We start from the raw sequence: 22,500 nt of genomic DNA, 5'->3' as shown, positions 1-22,500 counted from the left end.
TTCGGGGTTTTACAGACCGCGCTGCGCGGCCAACGTGCTTAGTTTACGCATTTTTAGCACGGTGTCTAAAGCGGCCACCATGGACTCAGCGCCTTTGTCCTCAGCCGAGTCCGCAAAGCCCGCACGGTCATAGGCCTGCTCCTGCTCATTCACGGTCAAGATCCCGTTTCCCACCGGGGTTGCGGTATCCAATGCAATGCGGGTCAGGCCTTGGGTGACGGAGTCACACACGTAATCAAAGTGGGGCGTGCCTCCGCGCACCACGCACCCCAGCGCCACGACGGCGTCGTAGTGTTGGGCCGCTAGCTGCGCGACCACGGGGATCTCTAGGGCACCTATCACGCGGACCTCATCCACGGTTGCACCGCAGGCGGTGGCGGTTTCCACGGCCCGAGCGTGCAGTTGGTCACAAATCTCCGCATTCCACGTGGCGGTAACTACGGCCACGGTCAAGCCGCTGGCGTCTACGTGTGCCACTGCAGGTAGTCCTTGTTTACTCATGATTGTCATTGTCCTTATCCCAGCGCGCCACCTGCGGTAGGTCGTGCTGCATACGGTCGCGTTTAGTGCGCAGGTAGCCGATGTTGTCTTGGTTTGGCTCTACAACCAACGGCGTGCGGGCAACGACCTCCACGCCAAAGCCTTCTAAGCCTTCCCCTTTGTGGGGATTGTTGGTGACTAGGTTTATTGATTTCAGGCCCAGGTCGCGCAAGATTTGCCCAGCGGCAGAATACTCCCGGGAGTCCTCCGGCAGCCCTTGTTCCAGGTTGGCGTCCACGGTGTCTAGGCCCGAGTCTTGTAGCTGGTACGCCTTGAGCTTGTTGATAAGCCCAATCCCGCGGCCTTCGTGGCCCCGGATGTAGACCACCACGCCGCGCCCGGCCGCGGAAACCGCGCCAAGCGCCGCTTCCAGCTGGGGGCCGCAGTCGCAACGCCGGGAGCCAAAGATGTCCCCTGTCAGGCACTCCGAATGGACCCGTACCAGCACGTCGCGCGCCCCGGCTAGGTCTTCCACCTTGCCCGCCACCAGGGCCAGATGTTCTTGTCCGCCCACGCTGTGGCGGTAGCCAATAGCGGTGAAATCACCGAACTTGGTGGGAAGACGCGTTTCCACGGCACGCTCTACCTGCGATTCGTTTTTCCGACGCCATTCGATGAGCTGCTCGATGGAAATCATGGTCAACCCGTGGGTGTCGGCGAAGCTGCGCAATTCCGGTGAGCGGGCCATGTCCGTGGGGTCTTCCTCAGAAACGATTTCGCACAGTACCCCGGCCGGGTGCAGCCCCGCTAGGCGGGCTAGATCTGTGGCGGCCTCCGTGTGCCCGTCGCGGGTGAGCACCCCACCCGCGCGCGCGGTAAGCGGCACCACGTGGCCTGGGCGGGTGAATTCATTGGCCTGGGCATCCGGTTGCGCCAAGCGCCGGATAGTCTGCGCGCGCGAAGTCGCAGAAATCCCGGTAGATCCGTTGGCCAAGTCCACCGTCACCGCGTAGGCGGTGCCCCGAACGTCCTCGTTACGCGCCACCATGGGCGGCAGCGCCAATCGCTGGGCGGCTTCGCCTTCCAAAGTCACGCAGATGTACCCGGAGGTGTAGCGCACCATAAAGGCCACTAGCTCCGGGGTGGCAAGCTCAGCGGCGAAGATGAGATCCCCTTCATTTTCGCGATCTTCGTTATCAACGACAACAACGGCTTTGCCTGCAGCGATATCCGCGATGGCTTGTTCTACCGGATCTAGGGTGACGGTCTGGCTAGTCATGGGGATCTAGCTTAGCCCGTGAAGGACCATTTACCGTTTTTGGGGCTAACGCTGACCCCAACATCTTCTCCGCATATTTAGCCATCACGTCCACCTCCAGGTTGACGCTGGCTCCTTGCAACAGCGTGCCCAGTATGGTCCCGTGCAGCGTGGCTGGAATCAGGGAGACCTCAAACCAGCCTTCCCCTACCTGGGACACGGTCAAGGATGTGCCACTGACAGCAATGGATCCTTTCTCCACCACATACCGCGCCAAAGACGCGGGCAGCTCGAAGCGCAGGACTTCCCAATGCTCCGAAGGCGTGCGTCGCAGCAGCCGGGAGGTGCCGTCCACGTGCCCTTGCATCAGGTGGCCACCCAGGCGCGTGGTGGGCAGCAGTGCGCGCTCGACGTTAACGAGCTCGCCCGGGTTCAGCTGCCCCAAGGAGGTTCGGTCCAGGGTTTCTTGCATGACATCGGCGGTAAAAACATCATCCACCAAGTGCGCAACGGTCAAGCACACGCCATCGACCGCAATGGAATCACCCAGCCGGGCGTCACTGGTGACCTTCGGCCCGCGAATACTTAGGCGAATGGAGTCTCCTTGGCGCGCCTGGGCCTCCACGACGCCAATCTCTTCAACAATTCCGGTGAACATTTCTTTAAGATTTCCCCTAGGTTCGGCTACTAGCTTTGTGCAAGCAACCATAATACGTCCTCACCAAGGTGGCGTACCCCAGCGGTGCGCCAACGGCCGGCATCCGCCAGGGTCCCGGCCAAGCTGGCGCTGACTACACCGCGTCCCTCACCCAACAACACCGGCGCGAGGTAGGCCTGGATAGCGTCTACTTTGCCTGCTTTAAGAAAGCCGTAGGCCAGGCTGGCCCCGCCCTCTACTAAGACATCGCGCGCGCCGGTATCCCATAGCTGGCTAAGCGCTTGGTCAATGGTTCCGTATTGCTCATAGCCAGCCGCGTGGAGCTTAGAAGCAGCGGAAATATCCCTAGTTCCAATGACTACCCGGCGGGGCTGTTTCTCGCGCAACCGCCCGTCCAGGTAGCGCGCCGTGAGCGAGGGGTTGTCGGCTAGCGCCGTCCCCGTACCAATGATGATAGCGTCGCGCCGGGCCCGGTCCTCGTGGACGTGGTTGCGCGCGGTTTCTCCGGTTATCCATTGGCTAGTGCCGTCGGTGGCGGCGGTGAATCCGTCCAGGGTCTGGGCAAATTTCAACGTCACGTGGGGCCAGCCCAACTGAGTCGCGGTTAGCCACGGCAGCAGGGCGTCTTCTGCGCCCTCCGGTGCCTGCACCTGCTGTACCGCAATCCCCGCTTCCTGGAGCGCCTTTGCCCCACCGCTGGCCACTGGGTTGGGATCGCTGTGCAGGAACACCACTTGCGACACCCCGGCGTTAATCAAGGCCTGCGTGCAGGGCCCAGTGCGGCCGGTGTGCGCGCACGGCTCTAGGGTCACAACGGCCAGGCCACCGCGCGCTGTGTTCCCCGCGCTGCGCAGGGCCATAATTTCCGCGTGCGGCCCGCCAACCGGCTGGGTGTGACCCCGGCCAACCACGCGCCCTGAGCTGTCAACTATCACCGCACCCACCGGCGGATTGGGGCTCGTAGTGCCCTTGGCCGCCAGGCCCAGCTCCATGGCAGCGCGCAAGGCCACCTGGTATTCGGCGGTGTTTCCCAGCCCGAAATCGATATTCATTCTTTAACTGCGCCCGTGGGAATACGGTGGCTAAACAGTGGCTTGTTCACGCAGTTTTTCCACCATTGCCGCGCGGTCGGACTGCTTGAACACCGCTGAACCAGCCACGAAGGCGTCGCAACCGGCCCGCGCACCCTCACCGATAGTGTTTTCATCCACGCCACCATCAATTTCAATCAGGGTATCTAAGCCCGCGTTATCGATAGCCTTGCGGAGTTTACGGACCTTTTCCAGCATCTCTGGCATGAACTTCTGGCCCCCAAAGCCCGGTTCCACGGTCATTACTAAGACCTCATCGAAGTGCGCGAGCTTATCTAGCCACGGTTCGATAGGGGTACCGGGTTTGACGGAGAATCCGGCTTTAACTCCCAAGTCCCGAATCTTCGCGGCCAGCGCCAGCGCAGCCTCCTGGTCCGCTACTGCTTCCACGTGGAAGACGATGGTGTCCGCGCCTGCCTTGGCAAAATCTTCGACCCACTTTCCCGGATTCTCGATCATCAGGTGAACGTCTAGGTGCTGGTCTGTGATTGTATTTACAGTTGCGGTAACGTCCGCGCCGAAGGACAGATTGGGGACAAAATGCCCGTCCATTATATCTACGTGGATTCGGTCGGCGTTGGCCACACTGCGAAGCTCTTCACCCAGCTGGGAGAAGTCAGCGGCCAGAATGGAAGGCAAGATAATAGGTGCACTCATGCCCCAAAGTCTAACAGTTTCACCACAGCTTTTAAGCCCACCCCGGCCACACCCAGCCGCCACGCCTGTTCGTTCACTGTTCAGCCGTGGCAGATACGTTCCAAGTTGGCGCTCGTCACCAACATGGCAACGCACCAACATGGCAACGCACCAAGCTAGCGGTATTGGCTTTCCAGACACAGACCAAGGCCAGTCGGCCATCCATACGGGCGTTGATGAGACCGGGCGTTGATGAGACCGATTAGCTAGCTTTTTCCTAAAAGTTTGTTAACCAAGACGGATTAGACTCACCCCTTTTGGGGGTACTTTTATTCACGGTTAATTAAATTTCCCGAGTTTTTTCTCCAAATATGTAACGCTCCAAACCGGCCATTTTTAAAGGTTTTCCGCCAATCTTTTAAACCAGAATTTCGCCACCGGGAGAAAAATCCTCCGGCTGGCCAACTACCCCAAAATACGAATTCGCTGGTCAAACCGCCGAAAATCACGCCAGAGGAATCCGGTCTTAAAATCTGCGCCCCAGCTAAGAGAAAACGATAAAGCCTTAAGGCATACATCTGGAAACACGGACTCTTCTAAACCAGAATTTATGTCACTCATAGAAATATTTGTTAAACAATAAAATCCTAACCCAGCTAGTAGTCTATTGAGATATAGAAACTCTACGGAATATGTAGTCTGCGAAAGCTACTAACCCTCGCTGCTTATTCCCGGTCTTTCTACGGTCCTATGAAACTAATCGAGGTCGCCGTCTCCTTTTTTGACTACACAAAAATCCGGCAGCACCCGACCTATTCACACTTGGAGAATAAATGAGAAAGTGGAAACTTTTTCCCGCACTGGTGACTGCGATAGCAGTTGGCTCAGCTTCCGCAGTAGTGGTCACCCCAGCCGCGTCAGCGAAGACAGAATTCATCGATTACTGGTCAGAATCGGACCAGATGGTCAAAGACCGTCGGATAAATCAACCAGGAGCGCAGGATAGCTGTCACGCCACAACCGGAGGCAGGCTGAATTCAACCAGTTTCACCTTCCCTGGATTGACCTACCACCGCTACCAGGGCCAAAAAACTGCAGCCGGACCGGACGCTCCCGCAGGCGCTACCCATGAAATCACCCAACAATTCGGGGTGTCTTATGATCCTGATGCCGCCAATGCACGCTACATAGCTCGCTCTGGCTTTAGCTTGCACTACGCCCGAACGTTGATTGAAGGCAACCGGCATCCCGCCACTTCCCCAGAACAACTCAAGGCCGGCGATGAAGTCTTTGGTAGCCTAGCCGACTTGGACGGTCTCCTGCCCGCCGATCCAACGCAGGAGTCGACCAAAATAGCAGTAAATGTGAACCCCACCGCCCAGGGCGTTGACGAAGACACCTACTCTTACGAGTTGAACCAAGATCCGGAATTTATGAAGGACTTGCATTCCAGGAAACATGGCTACGCTCTCATCTCCAAAACCTACACCAATAGCAATGCCGGAAACTTCGAATATGACGCGTCCTTCGAGTACCTTCCCTACCCATGGGAACGGCATGATTGCATCAACATCACCCTTAACTCGGACCAAGCCACAACGCTTCCAATCGTCGTTGACGGGCATACGGAAGCCACCGGAATCAAAGTCAACACCAATAGCGAAGATCTGCGAGATCACGCCGCTGACACCCGCTTTGTAGCAGCCGCTTACTACAAGGACGGGGTAACCCCCATCCAAAACCCAGACGGAACACACGCCACGGCAGAGGTTAAAGACGACGGCACCATCGACCTGATGCTGCCAAACGAGGCCTTCGCCAACGGAATTAAAGACACCCAAGGCAACGTCGCGGAAGATACCAACATCACACTCAAGGTATTTGCTTTGCCACGCGACGAAGACGCCATGAAGTTCCAGGTGACCCCTGGTGACCGCTCTACCTCCGGGCCAATGAAGGCAGACTCCCTGACTGAGGTGTACAAAGACGCACTTCGCAATGCACCGCAAGGGTCGGACGGAAATGGTTTGAATGCCTACTTCCGCGATTACTCCTACATCGGTAAAGCCAGTGTCCCGGTCGATGATCAGGTAAATCACCGCTACACTTACGCGGATTCCCGCGAAGATAGTGAACGCGGGTTTATTAAGCCCGGCCAGACCGTGGAGCTTGCCTGGGATTACGAGGCACTCCTTGATTCTCGCTCCGAATACACCGGAAAAACTGCTCAGGAAATCAAAGAAGCCTTCAATGTTGACTTTGGCATCGTTGAAGAAAGCCTTCCACAAGATTGGAAAGTTAGCTTCTCCGATGACCTTTCCAAGCTGCTGGTAACCGCGCCCAAGGACGCGTCCTCCAAGGACACCCTCGTGTTTAACACCGAGCTGACCTTCTCCAATAACTCCAAGTTACAACGCCACTTTATCTTCAAGATTAAGCCGCAGCCAAACGAACTCTTTGCCGCTGAATACCCAACCCAAGGAGTCTGGCAGGGCGCTACGGTCACCTCCTCAATCGACATTCACAGTGATCCAGTTCTGTCTGGCTACGAGAATTCGAAGCCTACGAAGTACGCGCTCAAGGGTGCGGACAATCAACCGGTTTCCACGTTGTCCAAAAACGGTTGGAAATTTAGCATTGACGAGGCAACCGGCGACGTTACCGCTACCGCGCCAGTTGACGCGGATCCGCAAGAAACACTCTCCGTACCTGTCTTGGCTCTTTTCGACCCAAACGATGAACCTTATAAGACCAAGGCAGACTTCTACCCCTTGGAGGTCAAACAGGTTCCGGTCCCTAACTACACTCTGGTCACCGGTGAACCAGGCACCGCCGTGGACAACACGCCCACCATTCCGGAGCTCAAAGACGGCGAAACCCTGACACTTGCCTCCCCAGACACCGTCACTGACGCCCAGGGCCGCGAATGGAAACTGTCCATCGACCCAGCAACCGGTGTGGTAACCGCCCAGATTCCAGATGGCGCGGTAAACGGCGACACCCTCATTGTTCCGCTGGATTACGCTTTCAACCCCGCGAACAGCCCGTCCTTCCAAGGCACCACCAACGCCTACTTCGCCGTGGTCACCAACCTCGCGGACCCCTCCTTCCCGCCATCGGTGACTACTCCGGGAGCAGACCCGTTCCGGGTGGCCATTGACAACGCGGACGACGTTGATCTCTCCACCATCAAGGTCACAGAAGTGCCAGATGGCTGGGACGTCAAGGTTGAAGACGGTGGCATCCTCGTGATAACCCCGCCGGCAGACCAGCCGGAAAGCCCCCTCGTACCGATCAATATCAGTTACGAATTCAACAACGGCAAGCCTGGTAAGACCACGGAATGGGTCACCATCACCGAGGACGCCGTACCGGCTCCACAGCCCATTACTGGCGCTGTTAACAAGGAAGAGCGCAACGAGTTTGATATTCCGGGCAGCACTATCGTCGATATCGCTGATTCCACAAAGATCCCGGACTCCTGGACGGTCGGCATTGAGGGCGGCAAGCTAGTTGTCACCCCGGGCCCGGATTCCACGCCCGGCCAGCGCGGCGAGGTGACGGTCAATACTACCGACGCCGAGGGCAATAAGGTACAGCGCACCTTCATCTTCATCAATGTCCCGAAGTCTGCCACCCCGCGCACAACGCCTGACACCATCGTTGAGGTCGTAGAAAACGGCAAGACCGAAAAGATTAACGTTGGTAAAAAGATCACCAACATCAACAAAACCCCAGACAACTGGAACGTTACCGTTGATGGACCCAACCTGGTTGTTTACCCGGATTCTTCTGTCCCCAACGGTGAGAAGCTCACCATCACCATCACCACCGATGACGGCGAGCGTGAGGTTGTCCTGGTCAATCTGAAGCCAGGCGAAGACAATCCGATCGTGACACCCGGCGTAGGTGACGGCAGCATTGAACTACCCATCCTCATCAACATCACTAACATCGAGTCTTCGGACATCCCCAACGGTTGGGATATTAAGACCGAGGACGGAAAAGTCATTGTTGTTCCTCCGGCGGGTACGCCTCCAGGAAGCTACGAGTTCAACATCACCACTACTGACGGTGACGGCAACAAGACTAATCACAGGATTATTGTGGTAATCCAAACCAAGGAAAAGGAAGTCATTGTCCAGAACAACGGCAGCTCATCTGACGGAATCAACCAGTGCGTCTACAACATTGTTGACTCGCCACTGCTGTTCCTGCTGCCGATAGGCCTCCTGGCCGCCATCGGTGGGCCAATTCTGCAGACCATGGGTCCCGAAGTCCAGCGCGTGGCAGCTTCCATCGGCGCGGAAGCCGGGTCTTCTCAGAACAACAACCCATTTGGACTAGGCAACTTCCAGGAACCGGAGTGGATGCGAAACCTCCGCATCCAGCTCAATACGCTTATCGAGCCGCTTAACCGGGCGCTGGGTATCCGCACCGACGTGGTCCAAATCATCGGAGGCAGTCTGGCTGCTATCGCAGCTATCGCCTACTTCGGTCACATGTGTACCGCAGGGAAAGGCGAAACCGGCAGCAGCACCGGCCTGGGAGCCAAGCTCTTGGGCGACGGCTCTAAAGACGGAGACAAACCCGCCGGTTCTTCCAATTCCGAAAACCCGGAGCAATCCTCCACGGACGCCAAGGGTTCCTCGGACGCCAAGGGTTCCTCGGATGTAAACCCGACCACCACGGCTAAACCGGAGGAAGGTTCCAGCAACTAAACCCTGCTTGTAACCCCCGCGCTAAAGCCCCTCCCGTCACGTAAAAGTGGCGGAAGGGGCTTAAAAGCCTTTTGGCTAAGAATCTTTGCGGCGCAGCGCCGCGAAGAACATGGCGTCCGTGCCGTGGCGGTGAGGCCACATCTGAACTGACTTAAAGCGCCCGGTGTCTCCCATATCGGGGACAAGCTGGTGGGCGTCCAACTCCTGCGCACCCAGTTCCGCCACCGCGCGGTCAACTATAGCGCGCGTTTCCCGCAGATCCGGTGAGCAGGTTGAGTACACCACTACGCCGCCCGGGCGCACCAGCTTAAGCGCTGAGGCAAGCAGCTCGAACTGCAGCGGGACCAGCTCAGCGATATCGGACTCTTCCTTGCGCCAGCGGGCTTCCGGACGGCGGCGCAGCGCACCCAGGCCGGAGCAGGGCGCGTCCACTAGCACGCGGTCATAGCCGGGTTCTAACCCCGGGTCGCGGCCATCAGCCACCTTGACCTTCACCGGCAGGCCTTCGGCGGTCCTGCGTACTAGCTCAGCCCGGTGCGCGGAAACCTCGACGGCGTCCACCGCAGCCTGGTCGATCCGGGCTAGTGCGCCCAGCAAAGCAGCCTTACCTCCGGGGCCGGCACACAGATCCAACCACCGGCCGCTATCTTCGCCTTCCACAGGGGCCTGCGCCACGGCGCGGGCAACCAACTGCGAGCCCTCATCCTGGACCGCCGCCAACTTCTGCTGGATGGGTTCCAACGCCCCCGGATCCCCGGACTCCATATACACGGCGTAAGGCGAGTACTTTCCTTGCTCGCAGCCAGTTATTAGCGCCAATTCTTCCGCCGTGATTTCACCGGGGCGCGCAACCAGGTGGACTATGGGCCGCTGGGAATCCCCGGCAAGCGCCTCGGGAAGCTCACTGAGACCAACGGTCTTGGCAAAGGACTCGGCTATCCACGCGGGGTGGGCGTGCTCGAAGGCAATACCGGCTACTTCGCCATCCGGGCGCAACTCATCCATCCACTTGGGCCCCGGCTTGCGCGTGACCTTGCGCATGATGGCGTTGGCAAAGCCCTTGGCGCGCTCGTGGCCCGCTGCTTCCACCAGGCGCACAGTCGTATCGACAGCCGCGTGTGGCTCCACGCGCGTGTAAAGAACCTGATAGACGCCTAACCGCAGGGCGGTCAGAACCTCCACGCTCAGCTCGCTTAGGCTCCGGTTGGAGCACTTAGCTATAACCGCGTCCAAGACCCCTTGGGTACGCAACGTACCGTAGGTAACCTCCGTAGCAAAGGCGGCGTCCCGGCCGGAAAGCTTAGCTTTGGTCAGCGCCTTGGGTAGCACCAGGTTGGCATAGGCTTGATCTTGTTCCACGCGCAGCAGCGTGTCGAAGGCAACTGCCCGCGGGATGTCTACGCCCACCTTGCCGGCCGCCACAATCATGTTGCTGGCCTGGTGTTGGCGGTGATTTTCTCGCGCCGGGGGGCGCTGTGAACGTCCGCCCTGGTCCTTGTGGGGCCGGCGGCCCTTATCAATGTCCGCCCGCGCTTTCGTGCGCTGCGCAGGCTTTTCTTCTCCGGATTTTGACCGTGACCTAAAACCACCGCTCATTGAAACATCACTCCGCTTTCATCTTTGTCCGCACCCGTCTTGAGGGCACCGCGTGCCCAGTCCGCTGCCGCCATCATCTTCTTTCCTGGTGGCTGGATTTTTCCTAACTCTACCGCCACACTACCGGTGCCCACGAATAGCGCTGACTTGGTCTGTGCTATCTCACCCGGGCTCAGATCCTCCCGCTCCGTGATGGTCACGGGGCCTACCTTGAAACGCTGTCCTTGCAGCTGCGTCCAGGCGCCTGGGCCCGGGGTGTGCGCGCGGATGTGGCGGTCCACCCCAGCGGCATCAGTATCCCAGGGGACGCGGGCGTCCTCGGTGGTGATTTTGTGCGCGTACGTCGCCTGACCCACCTGCTCCTTGCCTGTGATGTCCCCCGCTTCTAGGCCGTCCATGGTCTCTACCAACAGGTCCGCGCCTTTGTAGGCTAGGCGGGTCAAAAGGTCATCGGCAGTGTCGGTGGGCAGAATCTCCTCTTTCACCGTGCCTAAAATAACACCAGTATCCAGGCCTTCATCTATCCGGAACGTAGTAGCGCCCGTGACCCGGTCTCCAGCGGCAATGGCCGCCTGCACAGGTGCCGCGCCCCGCCACGCCGGAAGCAGCGAAAAGTGGAGGTTCACCCAGCCGTGCGGAGCCGCGTCTAACAAATCAGGCGTGATGAGGTTTCCGTAGGCAACCACCGGGATAGCGTCCGGGCGCAACCGCTCCAACGCGGCGCGCAGAGCCTGTCCATCCTCAGTGTCGGGTTTGAGGCTAGTTGGGGTCAACACCTCTATGTCATGCTCCAGGGCTAGCGCTTTCACAGGACTAGGGTGTAGCGTCCTGCCGCGACCCTTACGCGCGTCAGGGCGGGTTATAACGGCCACTACCTCGTGTTTTGAGGCAAGGAGGCTTTCCAAGGCCACCACCGCGGGCTCGGGTGTTCCGGCAAAAATAATTCGCATAATCTTCGTTGCTTTCTGTTGTCGATTGTTTTTAAGACGGTCGGTCCCCTAGGAATTAAACCAGTCAGATTGCCGGATTTCCCGCATGGCCGCCTTGCGGTCCTCCGGATCCAGCCGCTGGAGGAACAGCACGCCGTCCAGATGGTCCGTTTCGTGTTGGACGCAGCGGGCCATCAGGCCAGAGACCACAAAGCCAACTGGGCGGCCTTCCATATCGAAACCGCTGACAGTGACAGTCTGGTAGCGGGTGGTGTCAACCGAAATGCCGGGGATGGACAAACAGCCCTCCCTACCCCGCTGCAACTTTGACCCATACGGCTGCCAGGTGGGGTTGATGAGCACCCCGCGCATTCCGGGCTGCACCTTAGTGCAGTCGTAGACAAAGATTCGCTTGGCAATCCCCACCTGGTTAGCGGCCAGGCCTACCCCGCCGGCGTCTTCCATGGTCTCAAGCATATCGAGCGCCAACGTGCGCACGGAGGGAGAAAATTCCGTGATCTCTGCTGCTTCCGTGTTAAGGATCGGATCTCCGAACAGACGAATGTCCCTAATTGCCACGTGGTGTCCTTTCCAGTGAACGTTTCTGCCCTCAAGGATAGTTGACTGCCGGCTAGCCAAAGTGGATTGGATCAACTTGCACGCGCAGGGGCAGGTCCTCTTTGCGGCCGGCTCGCAGCGCCAGCGCCTTGCGCAGCGCCTTGCCTAAAGCTGCCCGCGGACCCGGTGGCGTGCGAATTATCAGGCGCTGGGCTGGGCCAAACTTGGCTTCATCGTACTCACCGGGCAAGCTGGTTCCAACGGGTAAGGGAACCGGGCCTAGGACCTCGGCTTCTGCGGGCAGCTCCACAGTGTCCACGAATGCCCGCAGGCTAGACGCGGGCCCGTCAACGGCGGCGGTGGGAACTGCCGGGGGAAACCGTACCTCGCGGCGCTGAGACAACTCTGCGCTAGCGGCTCCTGTCATGTTCCACGCCTGCAGATACTGGACAATTTCTAGGTTGGGCTCTGCCGCCACGATAACCGTCCCGCCAGCGCTTGCGGGGGCCACTAAGCGTGCGGCATTAGCCCAGGCCGCCAGCGTTTCTTCCGATGCCCGCAAGTCTTGGCGCCCCAACATCACACCGGTGTCTAGTAGGAGGGCCGCGCCATAGAGCCCGCCTTCTACTCGGGGTTCTGCCCCCGGGGTGCAGATCACTAAAGCCGGCTGGTTTGGCACCGTATCAATAACCTTGTTGCCGCCGGAGATAATCACCCGCGTGGAGGGGAAGGCCTGCCCCATTTGTTCAGCCGTGCGCTCCGACCCCATGACCAGCGCGCGCAGCTTGGGGGAACCGCACTCCGCGCACCGATGCCTGGCTTCTACCCTGCCGCACCACGCACACGTGGGGACTGACGCCACGTTGGAGCTAGGCCCTCCTGAGGACGGTGGAAAACCCAAGGGGCCGTTGCAGGCGCGGCAGCGGGCGGGCTTTTTACAACTGCTACACGACAGGACCGGAACGTAGCCCTTGCGGGGAACTTGCACCACCACCGATTGATCCCGGTCCAGTGCGCTGCGCACAGCTTTATACGCGGGGCCTTGTAGCCGAACGGTTCCGTTTTCATCCCTTGCCAGGTCCACGCCGTACTGGCCTACGGCAACAATGTCCGGGCGGTTAGCCAGAATGGACTTTTCCTCCCCCACCAGGTCGTGCAGCCATCCGGACTCCACCAAGAGTTGGGTTTCTGCGGTGCGCGTATAACCGGCAATGATGAGGCTGGCCTTTTCCATCGCGCTGCGGGTGGTGATTACCTCCCGGGTGTGAATATACGGTTTGTGCGGTTCCACCAGGCTGTCATCGCCGTCGTCGAAGATAACGGCCAGCTGCAGGTTGTCCACCGGAGCGAAAGCGGCAGACCGGGTTCCAATGACTATTCGCGCCTGCCCGGTCACGGCGGAGAGATAGCGGCGGTACCTAGCCTGCGCGCCTAAAGAGTTGGCCAAGACGGTAATCTGCTTTGCGGAAACTAGCTCCCGAAGCGCTGCCTCTAACTGGTCTAGGTCGCGTTGATTGGGCACCACCATGACCACCCCGCCGCCGCCTAGGGCCACCTTAGTTGCCAGGGCTGCCAGCGGCCTTGCCCAGCTGGTTCCCGGTGTCACTTGCCAAGCGGCGCGAGCAATGGTTTCTTTTAGCACAGCGTCCACAAAGGATTGTCCATGGGCATAAGTTGCCCACGCAGAAAGATCCGGTTCGCTGGCGGTGCCCAGTTCCTCCCACGGAGTGTCAAAGTCGGATTCCTCCGCCTTGCCGTTTCGTGGCGGGATTGCCAACCGGACAATATCCGACCTGGTTCCCGCGTAGCGGTCCGCAAGGGACTCAACCAAGTCGCGGAGCAGCTTAGGGTAGACCACGAAGGGAGAAACTACATCGGTGATGTAGAGCAGTTCTCCGGTGAAGTCGGACTGCTCACGCCGCTCAATGACCAGGGCGTCCTGCGTGGTGCCGTTAAAACGCACCCGTACCCGGATTCCGGGCCTAACCTGCTCGTGCAGGCGCTCAGGAACACAGTAATCAAAGGGACGGTCGAGGTGCGCCACGCGCAATAATGGCAACACCCGCACGACTGGCTTGGTCGGTGCGGGCGTATTTTTAGGCATAGTGCCAGATTCTAGCAACCTCTAGACTTTGACGGCGGCGCGCAGCTGTTCAACGCGGTTAGTCTTTTCCCACGGGAGGTCCAAGTCCGTGCGCCCGAAGTGGCCATAGGCGGCTGTCTGCGCATAGATTGGGCGCAGCAAGTCCAGCTCGCGGATAATTGCGGTGGGGCGAAGGTCGAATACCTCCTTGACGGCTGCCTGGATCTGGGCGTCGGTTAGCCCCTCCTTGGCAGTGCCAAAGGTCTCTACGTAGAGGCCCACTGGATTAGCCACGCCAATGGCATAGGCCACCTGGACTTCCGCCTTGGCAGCTAAGCCCGCAGCGACGATATTCTTGGCAACCCACCGCATTGCGTAGGCACCAGAACGGTCAACCTTGCTGGGGTCCTTGCCGGAGAAGGCTCCGCCACCGTGGCGGGCCATGCCGCCGTAAGTATCCACAATAATCTTGCGGCCGGTGAGCCCGGCGTCGCCCATGGGGCCGCCCAGGATAAACGAACCCGAGGGATTGACCATCAGCTTGGTCTGGGCGTCGTAATATTTCTCCAGGCCAGCGTCAGCGATAACCCACTCCACCACATCTTCACGGATTTTCTCCTCCAACCACTGGCTGGTGACCTCTGGATCATGCTGCGTGGATACCACAATGGTCTCCAAGTGAACCGGCTGGCCCAGGTCGTTGTAGGCGAAGGTGACTTGAGTCTTGCCGTCCGGGCGCAAGTGCGGGACAACATCTTCCTTACGAACCTGGGTCAACCGCCGTGAAAGGCGGTGGGCGGTGGCTATGGGAAGTGGCATAAACTCGGGGGTTTCATCAGTGGCGTAGCCGAACATTAGGCCCTGGTCACCTGCACCGGATTCATCACCCGCAGCGAAGTTTCCGGAACGCACCTCACTGGAGGCGTCCACGCTAGCCCCGATCTCCGCTGACTGCTCACCAATAGCCACGTTTACCCCGCAGGTAGTGCCGTCAAAGCCCACGTCGGAGGAGGTGAAACCAATTTCTTTTAAGGTGGTGCGGACCAGCTGTGGGATTTCCACGTAGCCACTGGTGCGGACTTCTCCGACCACGTGAACCTGACCTGTGGTGACCAATGTCTCCACAGCCACCCGCGCGTGCGGGTCAAGGGCCAGCATGGCGTCTAGGATGGTGTCAGAAATGGCGTCACAGATTTTATCCGGGTGCCCTTCAGTCACAGACTCCGAGGTAAAAAGCCGGTGCGCTACGGCGTCGTTAGTCACTATTGGTTGTCCTTTAACTAAAATTTAAAAACTGGAAGTATCTGGTGCGTGGCTATGAGTCCAAGCGTTGACTTCACCAAAGTATAGACCAAGCGGTCTACACGGGCAAACTTTAATTTCTGGCCCTGGCTAAGCCATCAACGCAGTCAAGAATCTGGGCAGCTACCACCTGCTTGGAGCCCGGCTCCACAACAGTGCTTTCCACTTCCCCAGCCGCGGTTTCGCTCAGCACCCAACCGGAGTTGTCCAGCTGGCCAAAAACCTTGCCCCGCCCAACTTCGTTGACCATCAGGAGATCACAGCCCTTGCGACGGAACTTTTCCAGAGCATACTCAAGGGCGGAGCCGCTTTGGTCACCGGTTTCAGCCGCAAACCCCACCAACAGGCACTGGGATTTTATCTGCCCTGCCTCCCGCTTTTCAACCAACCCTTTGAGGATATCCGGATTTTCCACCATCTCTAACGTAGACAATGCGGTACCGCTGCTGCCCTTTTTCAGCTTTGACTCCGCTGCGTCCGCCGGGCGGTAATCCGCCACCGCCGCCGCCATAATCACTACGTCCGCGGCCTGACTGTGCTTGTCCATGGCATCATGCAATTCGCGCGCTGTTTCCACCCGGACTATTTCAGCGCCGCTAGGCACTGGCAGTTCGTCGGTAGCTCCAGCAACCAACACCACCTTCGCACCACGCTGGGCGGCTACCTCAGCTAGCGCGAAACCTTGCCTCCCGGAAGAGCTATTACCAATAAAACGCACCGGGTCCAGGTACTCCCTAGTTCCCCCGGCTGAGATGACAACCTTCTTGCCCGACCAATCGAAATTCAGGCGGTGGCCCGCCAGTTCGGTGCGCACCAGTTCTGCTATCTGCGCTGGATCCGGCAGCCGGCCGGGACCAGTGTCCTTACCGGTTAAGCGGCCGTGAGCTGGTTCCAGGACAGTAATACCACGCCGGCGCAAGGTGGCTACATTGTCGCGGGTAGCGCCATTTTCCCACATCTCTGTATGCATAGCGGGTGCGAGAATAACCGGGCAGGTAGCCACCAAGACCGTGGCGGTGAGCAGATCGTCCGCCCGGCCGCAGGCAATCTTGGCCATGATATCGGCGGTAGCGGGCGCTATCACCACCGCGTCAGCACTCTGGCCGATGTTAACGTGCTGGACCTCGTCGACATTGTCGAATACATCGGTGGACACCGGGTTCCCGGAAAGCGCCTCAAAGGTGGCCTTTCCCACAAACTTCAGCGCGTTGGCGGTGGGGACCACGCGCACATTGTCACCGTGTTCCTTCAGGTTTCGCACCAGGTGGCAGGCCTTATACGCGGCTATACCGCCAGAAACACCTACCACTATATTGCGGGGAGAACTGCCAGGTTGTGTCTTGCTCATTGGGTTGATAATACACCAAACCCCGGAGGCGACCGCAGTGTAGGCGGTGCATCCGGGGATGGGTTACAAGGCTTTTTAGTTGCCTTCTTCGTGGTCCAAAAGACCAGAGTTAATCTCACGGAGGGCGATAGACAAAGGTTTTTCGCCGGGCTTCGGGGAAACCAGTGGTCCCACGAATTCAAAAACGCCCTCGTCTTGCTCCTGGTAAAAGCTGTTAATCTGACGCGCGCGCTTAGCGGCGAAGATTACCAACGCATACTTCGAAGAAACCCTGTCGAGGAGTTCGTCGATGGGGGGATCGGTGATCCCGGTGGGCTTGTCAAAGACAGCTTGCACCTTGGTTTCCGTGTTTACAGTGGAGGTCACGTTAGTCACATGCACCTTTTCGTCGAATGGGTAATACTGAAAATTTTTCCAAGTCAGCGTGTACTAATTACGCGCGTCCTAGGAGGATAGCACTAAGTTCGGCCACAGCGTCATCCAGCGTGTGGTTAACCACAATCTGATCAAACTCCGACTGTGCGGCCAACTCGTTGCGGGCCGTGGTCAAGCGTCGCTCAATAACTTCAGCCGTCTCAGTCCCGCGGCCGGTCAACCGTTCAACCAACACATCCCACGAAGGGGGTGCCAGGAAAACCAAGTGGGCCTCCGGATGAGAGCGCTTAACGTTGCGCGCACCTTCCAAATCAACCTCGACCAAGACCGGCCGCCCGCTATTCATAGCTTCAAAGACTGGGCCTGCCGGGGTTCCGGACCTTTGCAGGCCCCCGTGGATTTCCGCCCACTCGAGCATTTTCCCGGAATCGATACTGTCCTGAAACTGCTCTGGAGTGACAAAGAAATAATCCACCCCGTCGCGCTCACCGGGACGCGGTGCGCGCGTGGTCATAGAAACGCTGAAGTACAAGTCCGCAATGTCTCTGCGCAGGCGCGAGACCACGGAAGACTTGCCCACGCCGGCGGGGCCCGCAAGGACGATGAGACGACCAGTGTTGTTTTCGCCAGACACGATGGGGCTTTTTATGCCTCGTAGCCGAAACGCTCGAGCAGAGCGCGACGCTGACGGTCACCCAGGCCGCGCAGACGGCGGGTCTGAGCAATCTCTAGGTCATCCATGATTTCCTTGGCCTTGACTTTGCCGACCTTTGGAAGGGCTTCGAGGAGTGCGGAGACCTTGGTCTTGCCAATAATCTCGTTGGACTCGGCCTTCTCCAGGACCTCCTTCAGGTTGGTTTCACCGCGCTTGAGGGCTGCCTTGAGCTCTGCGCGAGCCTTGCGAGCCTCAGCTGCCTTTGCGAGTGCTGCCTTGCGCTGTTCGTCGGTCAGTTTTGGAAGTGCCACGTCTTTTCCTCCGATAATAGTAATTGTTTGGTTAGTTTCTTTTGACTGTCGTGCATTGGGGATTAACACACCACGCCGGCCGGGGCCGCCCGTAGGGTCTTGGCAATCCTAGCACTACATGGGTGTGATTCGCGCTAATAGGTTAGCAAAATCTTAAAATACATTATGCCACGTTATAGCGCCGCCTTTCATAAAGTACCAGGTTACGGCCATTTAACTAAAATAAGGACATCCTGAGTGAGTCTATCCCCTGCTCAATGACCCGTTTTAGCCGAATTCCGCCACCTGGTTTAGGACTGCTTCCCGCAATTTCTCTACATTTGGCCCAGCTTGCAAAACCGAGCGGGACACGTTGGCAAAGCCCAATTCGGGTGCCTCCCGCATGATCTTGGCCACATCGCTAGCACCGGCGCCTTGGGCTCCCACCCCGGGCAGCAGGACTGGTCCGGACAAGGACGCCAACCGCGGCGGTGTGGCCAAGGTAGCCCCCACAACAACGCCTATATTGCCGTAGCCGCCCGGATGGGCACTGGCGTTAATGGTCGCACACTCATCCACCACACGCTGGGCAACGGTCCTGCCCTCCCCATCGGTGGTAGCCTGCAGCGCCACGGCCTCCGGATTGGAAGTAGCCGCGAGAACGAATACTCCCCTGCCCGTCTTCTCCGCCAAGTCAAAAACCGGGCGCAACGCACCTACACCTAGATAAGGTGAGACGGTGACGGAATCTGCGCACAAAGGCGAGGTGTCGGACAGCCAGGCATCAGCGTAGCCGGCCATGGTGGAGCCAATGTCCCCGCGCTTGGCGTCAGCCACGGTAAGGCAGCCTGCCTCCCGTAAATCCGCCAGGGCGCGCTCCAAGACGGCAAAGCCGCGAGAGCCAAAGCGCTCGAAGAATGCCACCTGTGGCTTAACCAGCGCCGCAGTGTCAGCGAAGGCTTCCACGCAGGCCATAGTGAAGCGCTCCAGGCCCTCCACGGAGTCTTCCAGACCCCAGGCGGACAGCAGGTGCGCGTGCGGGTCAATGCCCACGCACAGCCGCCCCCGCGTGCGCCCGGCTGCAACTAGGCGTTCGCCGAAGGGTGCACCCAGCAGGGCCTTCGCTGTCTCCGCAGATTCTGGCTTATCAATCGGCTTAGTTGGCTGGTCCATGAGTGAGCTCCTGTAGGGCGCGGACGGTGAGCTCGCCTGCGCGCAGGGCCTCAATACCCTGCACGGCGGCGGTTACGCCCTGGACGGTGGTCACAAGCGGGGTTCCGGAGGCCACGGCGGCGGCACGGATCTCGTAACCGTCGTGGCGCGCTCCGGAAGAACCGGCCGGCGTGTTCAAAATGAGGTTGACCTTGCCAGCCTGGATTTGGTCCACAATGGACTCCTGGCCCTCCTTGGCCTCGTAACCCTTGACGGCAACTTCGCACTCCACGCCGTTGCGGCGCAGCATCTGCGCGGTACCGGAGGTCGCCACGATGTTGTAGCCCATGCTGGCCAAGCGCTGGATGGGGAAAATCAGAGTGCGCTTGTCGCGGTTGGCCACGGAGACAAAGATGGTCCCCTCGGTGGGCAGCTCACCGAAGGCGGCGGCCGACCCCTTGGCATAAGCCGCACCGAAGTTATCGGCCAGGCCCATGACCTCGCCCGTGGACTTCATCTCCGGGGAAAGCAAGGTATCAAGTAAGGACCCGTCCGGCCGGCGGAAGCGGTTGAATGGCAAGACCGCTTCCTTGACCGCAATGGGGTGCTCGATGGGCAGGGATCCGCCGTCGTAATCGGTGGGGATCATGCCTTCCTTCTTCAGGTCGGCGATGGACTCGCCCAGCATGATCCGGGAGGCCGCGCGGGCCAGCGGAACGCCGGTGGCTTTGGACACGAAGGGCACGGTGCGCGAAGCGCGCGGGTTGGCCTCAATGACGTAGAGGGTGTCGTCCTTCAGTGCGTACTGGACATTCATCAGGCCCTTGACGCCAATCCCGAAGGCCAGCTTGCGGGTGGACTCGCGCACCTTCGCGATGTCTTCGGGGCCCAGGGTCATGGGCGGCAAAGCACAAGATGAGTCACCGGAGTGAATGCCGGCTTCCTCAATGTGCTCCATCACGCCGCCCAGGTAGACGTCCTCACCGTCGCACAGGGCGTCCACGTCGATCTCAATGGCGTTGTCTAGGAACCGGTCCACCAACACCGGGTGGTCAGCGGTGATCTCGGTGGCGCGGGAGATGTAGTCACGCAATGCGTCCTCGTCGTAGACAATCTCCATGCCACGTCCGCCCAGGACGTAGGACGGGCGCACCAGCACGGGGTAGCCAATGGAGGCCGCTACCTGCTGTGCCTCCTCGAAGGAGGTGGCGGTACCAAAATCGGGTGCGGGAAGCCCAGCCTTGTCCAAGACCTTGCCAAATTCCCCGCGGTGCTCCGCGAGATCAATGGCGGCGGCGGAGGTGCCCACCACGGGCACGCCGGCATCGGTAAGTTTTTGAGCCAAACCGAGCGGGGTCTGCCCGCCCAGCTGCACGATAACGCCAGCCACAGTGCCGGACTGGGTCTCCGCGTGGTAGACCTCCATGACGTCTTCAAAGGTCAGCGGCTCGAAGTAGAGGCGGTCAGCAGTGTCGTAGTCGGTAGAAACGGTCTCCGGGTTGCAGTTGACCATGATGGTTTCATAGCCAGCGGCGGACAGCTCCAGCGCGGCGTGAACGCAGGAATAGTCAAACTCAATGCCTTGACCAATACGGTTGGGTCCGGAGCCCAAAATGATGACCTTCTCACGCTCACGCTGCTCGGCGACCTCGGATTCTGCTTCCGGGTCCAGCTCGTAGGCGGAATAGTGGTACGGGGTCTGTGCCTCAAACTCGCCGGCGCAGGTATCCACGGTCTTAAATACCGGACGGATCCCTAACTGCCAACGCAGGCGGCGGATTCCGTCTTCTCCCGCGAACTCTGGGCGCAAAACGGCAATCTGCTCGTCGGATAGGCCCAGGTATTTCGCCTCGCGAAGCAATTCCTCGGTAAGCACGGGCTCATCTAGCAAACGCTGGCGGAAATCCACCAGGGCCTCCAGCTCAGCCAAGAACCACGGGTCAATCTCGGAGTATTCATGCAGCTGCTCCACGGTGGCACCCAGGCGGAAGGCCAGTTCCACGTCGTAGAGGCGGCCTTCGGTAGGCCGGCGCAGATCCTCTAGCACGGCCTGCAGGTCATTTTCCCGGCCTTCAGCGAAGTAGCTATCCGGCTTGGTCCAAAAACCGGCCTGCTTTTGTTCCAGCGAACGCATGACCTTGTTGAGCCCAGCAATGTAGTTGCGGCCAATACCCATGGCCTCGCCCACGGACTTCATGGTGGTGGTCAGGGTGTCGTCCGCACCCGGGAACTTCTCAAAGGCAAAGCGCGGGGCCTTAACAATGACGTAGTCTAAGGTGGGCTCGAAGGCGGCCGGGGTAACCCCGGTGATGTCATTGGTGACCTCATCAAGCGTGTAGCCAATGGCCAGCTTGGCGGCCAGCTTGGCAATGGGGAAACCGGTGGCCTTGGACGCCAGTGCGGAAGAACGGGACACGCGCGGGTTCATCTCGATGACAATGATTCGCCCGTCGTCCGGGTTGATGGCGAACTGGATGTTACAGCCGCCGGTATCCACGCCCACCTCGCGGATAATGGCGATACCCAGGTCGCGCAGCTTCTGGAATTCGCGGTCAGTCAAGGTCAGGGCGGGTGCCACGGTCACGGAGTCACCGGTGTGCACGCCCAGCGCGTCAACGTTTTCGATAGACGCGATAACCACCACGTTGTCATCCCCGTCGCGCATGAGCTCGAGTTCGAATTCCTTCCAGCCTAGGATGGATTCCTCGATGAGCACGTTCGCTTCCGGCGAAGCCGCCAGCCCGCCACCGGCAATCCGGTCCAGGTCAGCGTCATTATAGGCCAGGCCGGAGCCCAGCCCGCCCATGGTAAAGGAGGGCCGTACCACTACGGGCAGGCCGAGTTCCGCCACGGTCTCACGGACCTCATCCATGTTGTGGCACACGCGCGAGCGGGCGGACTCCCCGCCCACCGTTGTCACGATGTCTTTAAACTTCTGGCGGTCCTCACCGCGCTCGATGGCGTCGATATCCGCGCCGATGAGCTCGATGTCGTATTTTTCCAAAATTCCCGCGCGGTCTAGCTGCACTGCGGCATTCAGCGCGGTCTGGCCGCCAAGGGTGGCCAGCACGGCGTCGATGGGATGGCCTTCCGCGGCCTCTTTGACAAAGATCTTCTCGATGAACTCCGGCTCAATAGGCTCCACGTAGGTGTGGTCCGCGAATTCCGGGTCGGTCATAATGGTGGCCGGGTTGGAGTTGACCAGGGTCACCCGCAGGCCGTCCTCCTTGAGGACGCGGCAGGCCTGGGTACCGGAGTAGTCAAACTCACAGGCTTGACCAATAACGATGGGTCCGGAGCCGATAACCAGGACGTGGTTGATATCAGTGCGCTTTGGCATAGTGTTATTCCTTAAATCTCTTTCCTGG

Annotated in this window: 17 protein-coding genes; 1 reads left to right on the top strand and 16 read right to left on the bottom strand. The window is 59.4% G+C overall.

Annotated elements, in window-relative coordinates; genetic code table 11:
• Positions 1–9: 9 nt before the first annotated feature.
• Genes ribH through rpe form a run of 5 tightly spaced genes read right to left on the bottom strand, consistent with a single transcriptional unit; the run spans position 10 to position 4,144 of the window.
• Positions 10–501, bottom strand: a complete 492-nt coding sequence (gene ribH, locus F4V58_RS05320) for a 6,7-dimethyl-8-ribityllumazine synthase (protein ID WP_075733994.1) — start codon at positions 499–501, stop codon at positions 10–12.
• Positions 494–1,759 carry a bifunctional 3,4-dihydroxy-2-butanone-4-phosphate synthase/GTP cyclohydrolase II gene (locus tag F4V58_RS05315; RefSeq protein ID WP_075733992.1) on the bottom strand — a complete coding sequence of 422 codons (1,266 nt, stop codon included), beginning with the start codon at positions 1,757–1,759 and terminating at the stop codon, positions 494–496. Before F4V58_RS05315 ends, ribH begins: the two co-directional genes overlap by 8 nt.
• Entirely contained in the window at positions 1,752–2,396 is a 645-nt protein-coding gene (locus F4V58_RS05310; RefSeq protein ID WP_075733990.1) for a riboflavin synthase, read from the bottom strand. The genes F4V58_RS05315 and F4V58_RS05310 overlap by 8 nt, the downstream gene beginning before the upstream one ends.
• A gap of 29 nt (positions 2,397–2,425) precedes the next feature.
• Positions 2,426–3,448: a bifunctional diaminohydroxyphosphoribosylaminopyrimidine deaminase/5-amino-6-(5-phosphoribosylamino)uracil reductase RibD gene (gene ribD, locus F4V58_RS05305; protein ID WP_075733988.1), complete on the bottom strand. Its 1,023-nt coding sequence runs from the start codon at positions 3,446–3,448 to the stop codon at positions 2,426–2,428.
• A gap of 30 nt (positions 3,449–3,478) precedes the next feature.
• Positions 3,479–4,144 (bottom strand): ribulose-phosphate 3-epimerase, encoded by a 666-nt coding sequence (gene rpe / locus F4V58_RS05300; RefSeq protein WP_075733986.1) that lies wholly within the window; start codon positions 4,142–4,144, stop codon positions 3,479–3,481.
• An 812-nt stretch (positions 4,145–4,956) separates the two neighbouring features.
• On the opposite strand from rpe, the gene F4V58_RS05295 reads away from it, so the two are divergent.
• Positions 4,957–8,844: a hypothetical protein gene (locus tag F4V58_RS05295; RefSeq protein ID WP_075733984.1), complete on the top strand. Its 3,888-nt coding sequence runs from the start codon at positions 4,957–4,959 to the stop codon at positions 8,842–8,844.
• 75 nt (positions 8,845–8,919) lie between these two features.
• Here F4V58_RS05295 and F4V58_RS05290 read toward each other — a convergent pair whose 3' ends face one another.
• From F4V58_RS05290 to carB, 11 genes are all read right to left on the bottom strand, one after another.
• Positions 8,920–10,440: an RsmB/NOP family class I SAM-dependent RNA methyltransferase gene (locus F4V58_RS05290; protein ID WP_075733982.1), complete on the bottom strand. Its 1,521-nt coding sequence runs from the start codon at positions 10,438–10,440 to the stop codon at positions 8,920–8,922.
• Positions 10,437–11,390, bottom strand: a complete 954-nt coding sequence (fmt, locus tag F4V58_RS05285) for a methionyl-tRNA formyltransferase (protein WP_075733980.1) — start codon at positions 11,388–11,390, stop codon at positions 10,437–10,439. Before fmt ends, F4V58_RS05290 begins: the two co-directional genes overlap by 4 nt.
• 48 nt (positions 11,391–11,438) lie before the next feature.
• Positions 11,439–11,948, bottom strand: a complete 510-nt coding sequence (gene def, locus F4V58_RS05280; protein WP_075733978.1) for a peptide deformylase — start codon at positions 11,946–11,948, stop codon at positions 11,439–11,441.
• A gap of 52 nt (positions 11,949–12,000) precedes the next feature.
• Positions 12,001–14,031, bottom strand: a complete 2,031-nt coding sequence (locus F4V58_RS05275) for a primosomal protein N' (protein WP_075733976.1) — start codon at positions 14,029–14,031, stop codon at positions 12,001–12,003.
• Between the two features lie 21 nt (positions 14,032–14,052).
• Positions 14,053–15,273 carry a methionine adenosyltransferase gene (gene metK / locus F4V58_RS05270; protein ID WP_425429753.1) on the bottom strand — a complete coding sequence of 407 codons (1,221 nt, stop codon included), beginning with the start codon at positions 15,271–15,273 and terminating at the stop codon, positions 14,053–14,055.
• Between the two features lie 112 nt (positions 15,274–15,385).
• A complete protein-coding gene (coaBC, locus tag F4V58_RS05265) occupies positions 15,386–16,660 on the bottom strand; it encodes a bifunctional phosphopantothenoylcysteine decarboxylase/phosphopantothenate--cysteine ligase CoaBC (RefSeq protein WP_075733972.1) in 1,275 nt (424 codons plus the stop codon).
• A 75-nt stretch (positions 16,661–16,735) separates the two neighbouring features.
• Positions 16,736–17,035 (bottom strand): DNA-directed RNA polymerase subunit omega, encoded by a 300-nt coding sequence (gene rpoZ / locus F4V58_RS05260; RefSeq protein ID WP_075733970.1) that lies wholly within the window; start codon positions 17,033–17,035, stop codon positions 16,736–16,738.
• Between the two features lie 58 nt (positions 17,036–17,093).
• Positions 17,094–17,669 carry a guanylate kinase gene (gene gmk, locus F4V58_RS05255; protein WP_075733968.1) on the bottom strand — a complete coding sequence of 192 codons (576 nt, stop codon included), beginning with the start codon at positions 17,667–17,669 and terminating at the stop codon, positions 17,094–17,096.
• Positions 17,670–17,680: 11 nt separating this feature from the next.
• Complete coding sequence (gene mihF, locus F4V58_RS05250; RefSeq protein WP_075733966.1) at positions 17,681–18,001, bottom strand: integration host factor, actinobacterial type; 321 nt, start codon at positions 17,999–18,001, stop codon at positions 17,681–17,683.
• A gap of 267 nt (positions 18,002–18,268) precedes the next feature.
• Positions 18,269–19,153 carry an orotidine-5'-phosphate decarboxylase gene (pyrF, locus tag F4V58_RS05245; RefSeq protein WP_084559694.1) on the bottom strand — a complete coding sequence of 295 codons (885 nt, stop codon included), beginning with the start codon at positions 19,151–19,153 and terminating at the stop codon, positions 18,269–18,271.
• Positions 19,137–22,472 carry a carbamoyl-phosphate synthase large subunit gene (gene carB, locus F4V58_RS05240; RefSeq protein ID WP_075733964.1) on the bottom strand — a complete coding sequence of 1,112 codons (3,336 nt, stop codon included), beginning with the start codon at positions 22,470–22,472 and terminating at the stop codon, positions 19,137–19,139. The genes pyrF and carB overlap by 17 nt, the downstream gene beginning before the upstream one ends.
• Between the last annotated feature and the right edge of the window lie 28 nt (positions 22,473–22,500).

Source organism: Corynebacterium phocae, from assembly GCF_008693075.1.
Lineage (GTDB): Bacteria > Actinomycetota > Actinomycetes > Mycobacteriales > Mycobacteriaceae > Corynebacterium > Corynebacterium phocae.
Note: the sequence above shows the minus strand (reverse complement) of the source record. Positions and strands in the feature narration are given on the sequence as shown.

Bases quoted from the DNA above. Each gene is read 5' to 3' on its own strand.
- F4V58_RS05310 (WP_075733990.1), bottom strand. From the start codon at position 2,396: ATGTTCACCGGAATTGTTGAAGAGATTGGCGTCGTGGAGGCCCAGGCG.
- ribD (WP_075733988.1), bottom strand. From the start codon at position 3,448: ATGAATATCGATTTCGGGCTGGGAAACACCGCCGAATACCAGGTGGCC.
- fmt (WP_075733980.1), bottom strand. From the start codon at position 11,390: ATGCGAATTATTTTTGCCGGAACACCCGAGCCCGCGGTGGTGGCCTTG.
- coaBC (WP_075733972.1), bottom strand. From the start codon at position 16,660: ATGAGCAAGACACAACCTGGCAGTTCTCCCCGCAATATAGTGGTAGGT.
- rpe (WP_075733986.1), bottom strand. From the start codon at position 4,144: ATGAGTGCACCTATTATCTTGCCTTCCATTCTGGCCGCTGACTTCTCC.
- F4V58_RS05290 (WP_075733982.1), bottom strand. From the start codon at position 10,440: ATGAGCGGTGGTTTTAGGTCACGGTCAAAATCCGGAGAAGAAAAGCCT.
- ribH (WP_075733994.1), bottom strand. From the start codon at position 501: ATGAGTAAACAAGGACTACCTGCAGTGGCACACGTAGACGCCAGCGGC.
- F4V58_RS05275 (WP_075733976.1), bottom strand. From the start codon at position 14,031: ATGCCTAAAAATACGCCCGCACCGACCAAGCCAGTCGTGCGGGTGTTG.
- carB (WP_075733964.1), bottom strand. From the start codon at position 22,472: ATGCCAAAGCGCACTGATATCAACCACGTCCTGGTTATCGGCTCCGGA.
- pyrF (WP_084559694.1), bottom strand. From the start codon at position 19,153: ATGGACCAGCCAACTAAGCCGATTGATAAGCCAGAATCTGCGGAGACA.
- F4V58_RS05295 (WP_075733984.1), top strand. From the start codon at position 4,957: ATGAGAAAGTGGAAACTTTTTCCCGCACTGGTGACTGCGATAGCAGTT.
- F4V58_RS05315 (WP_075733992.1), bottom strand. From the start codon at position 1,759: ATGACTAGCCAGACCGTCACCCTAGATCCGGTAGAACAAGCCATCGCG.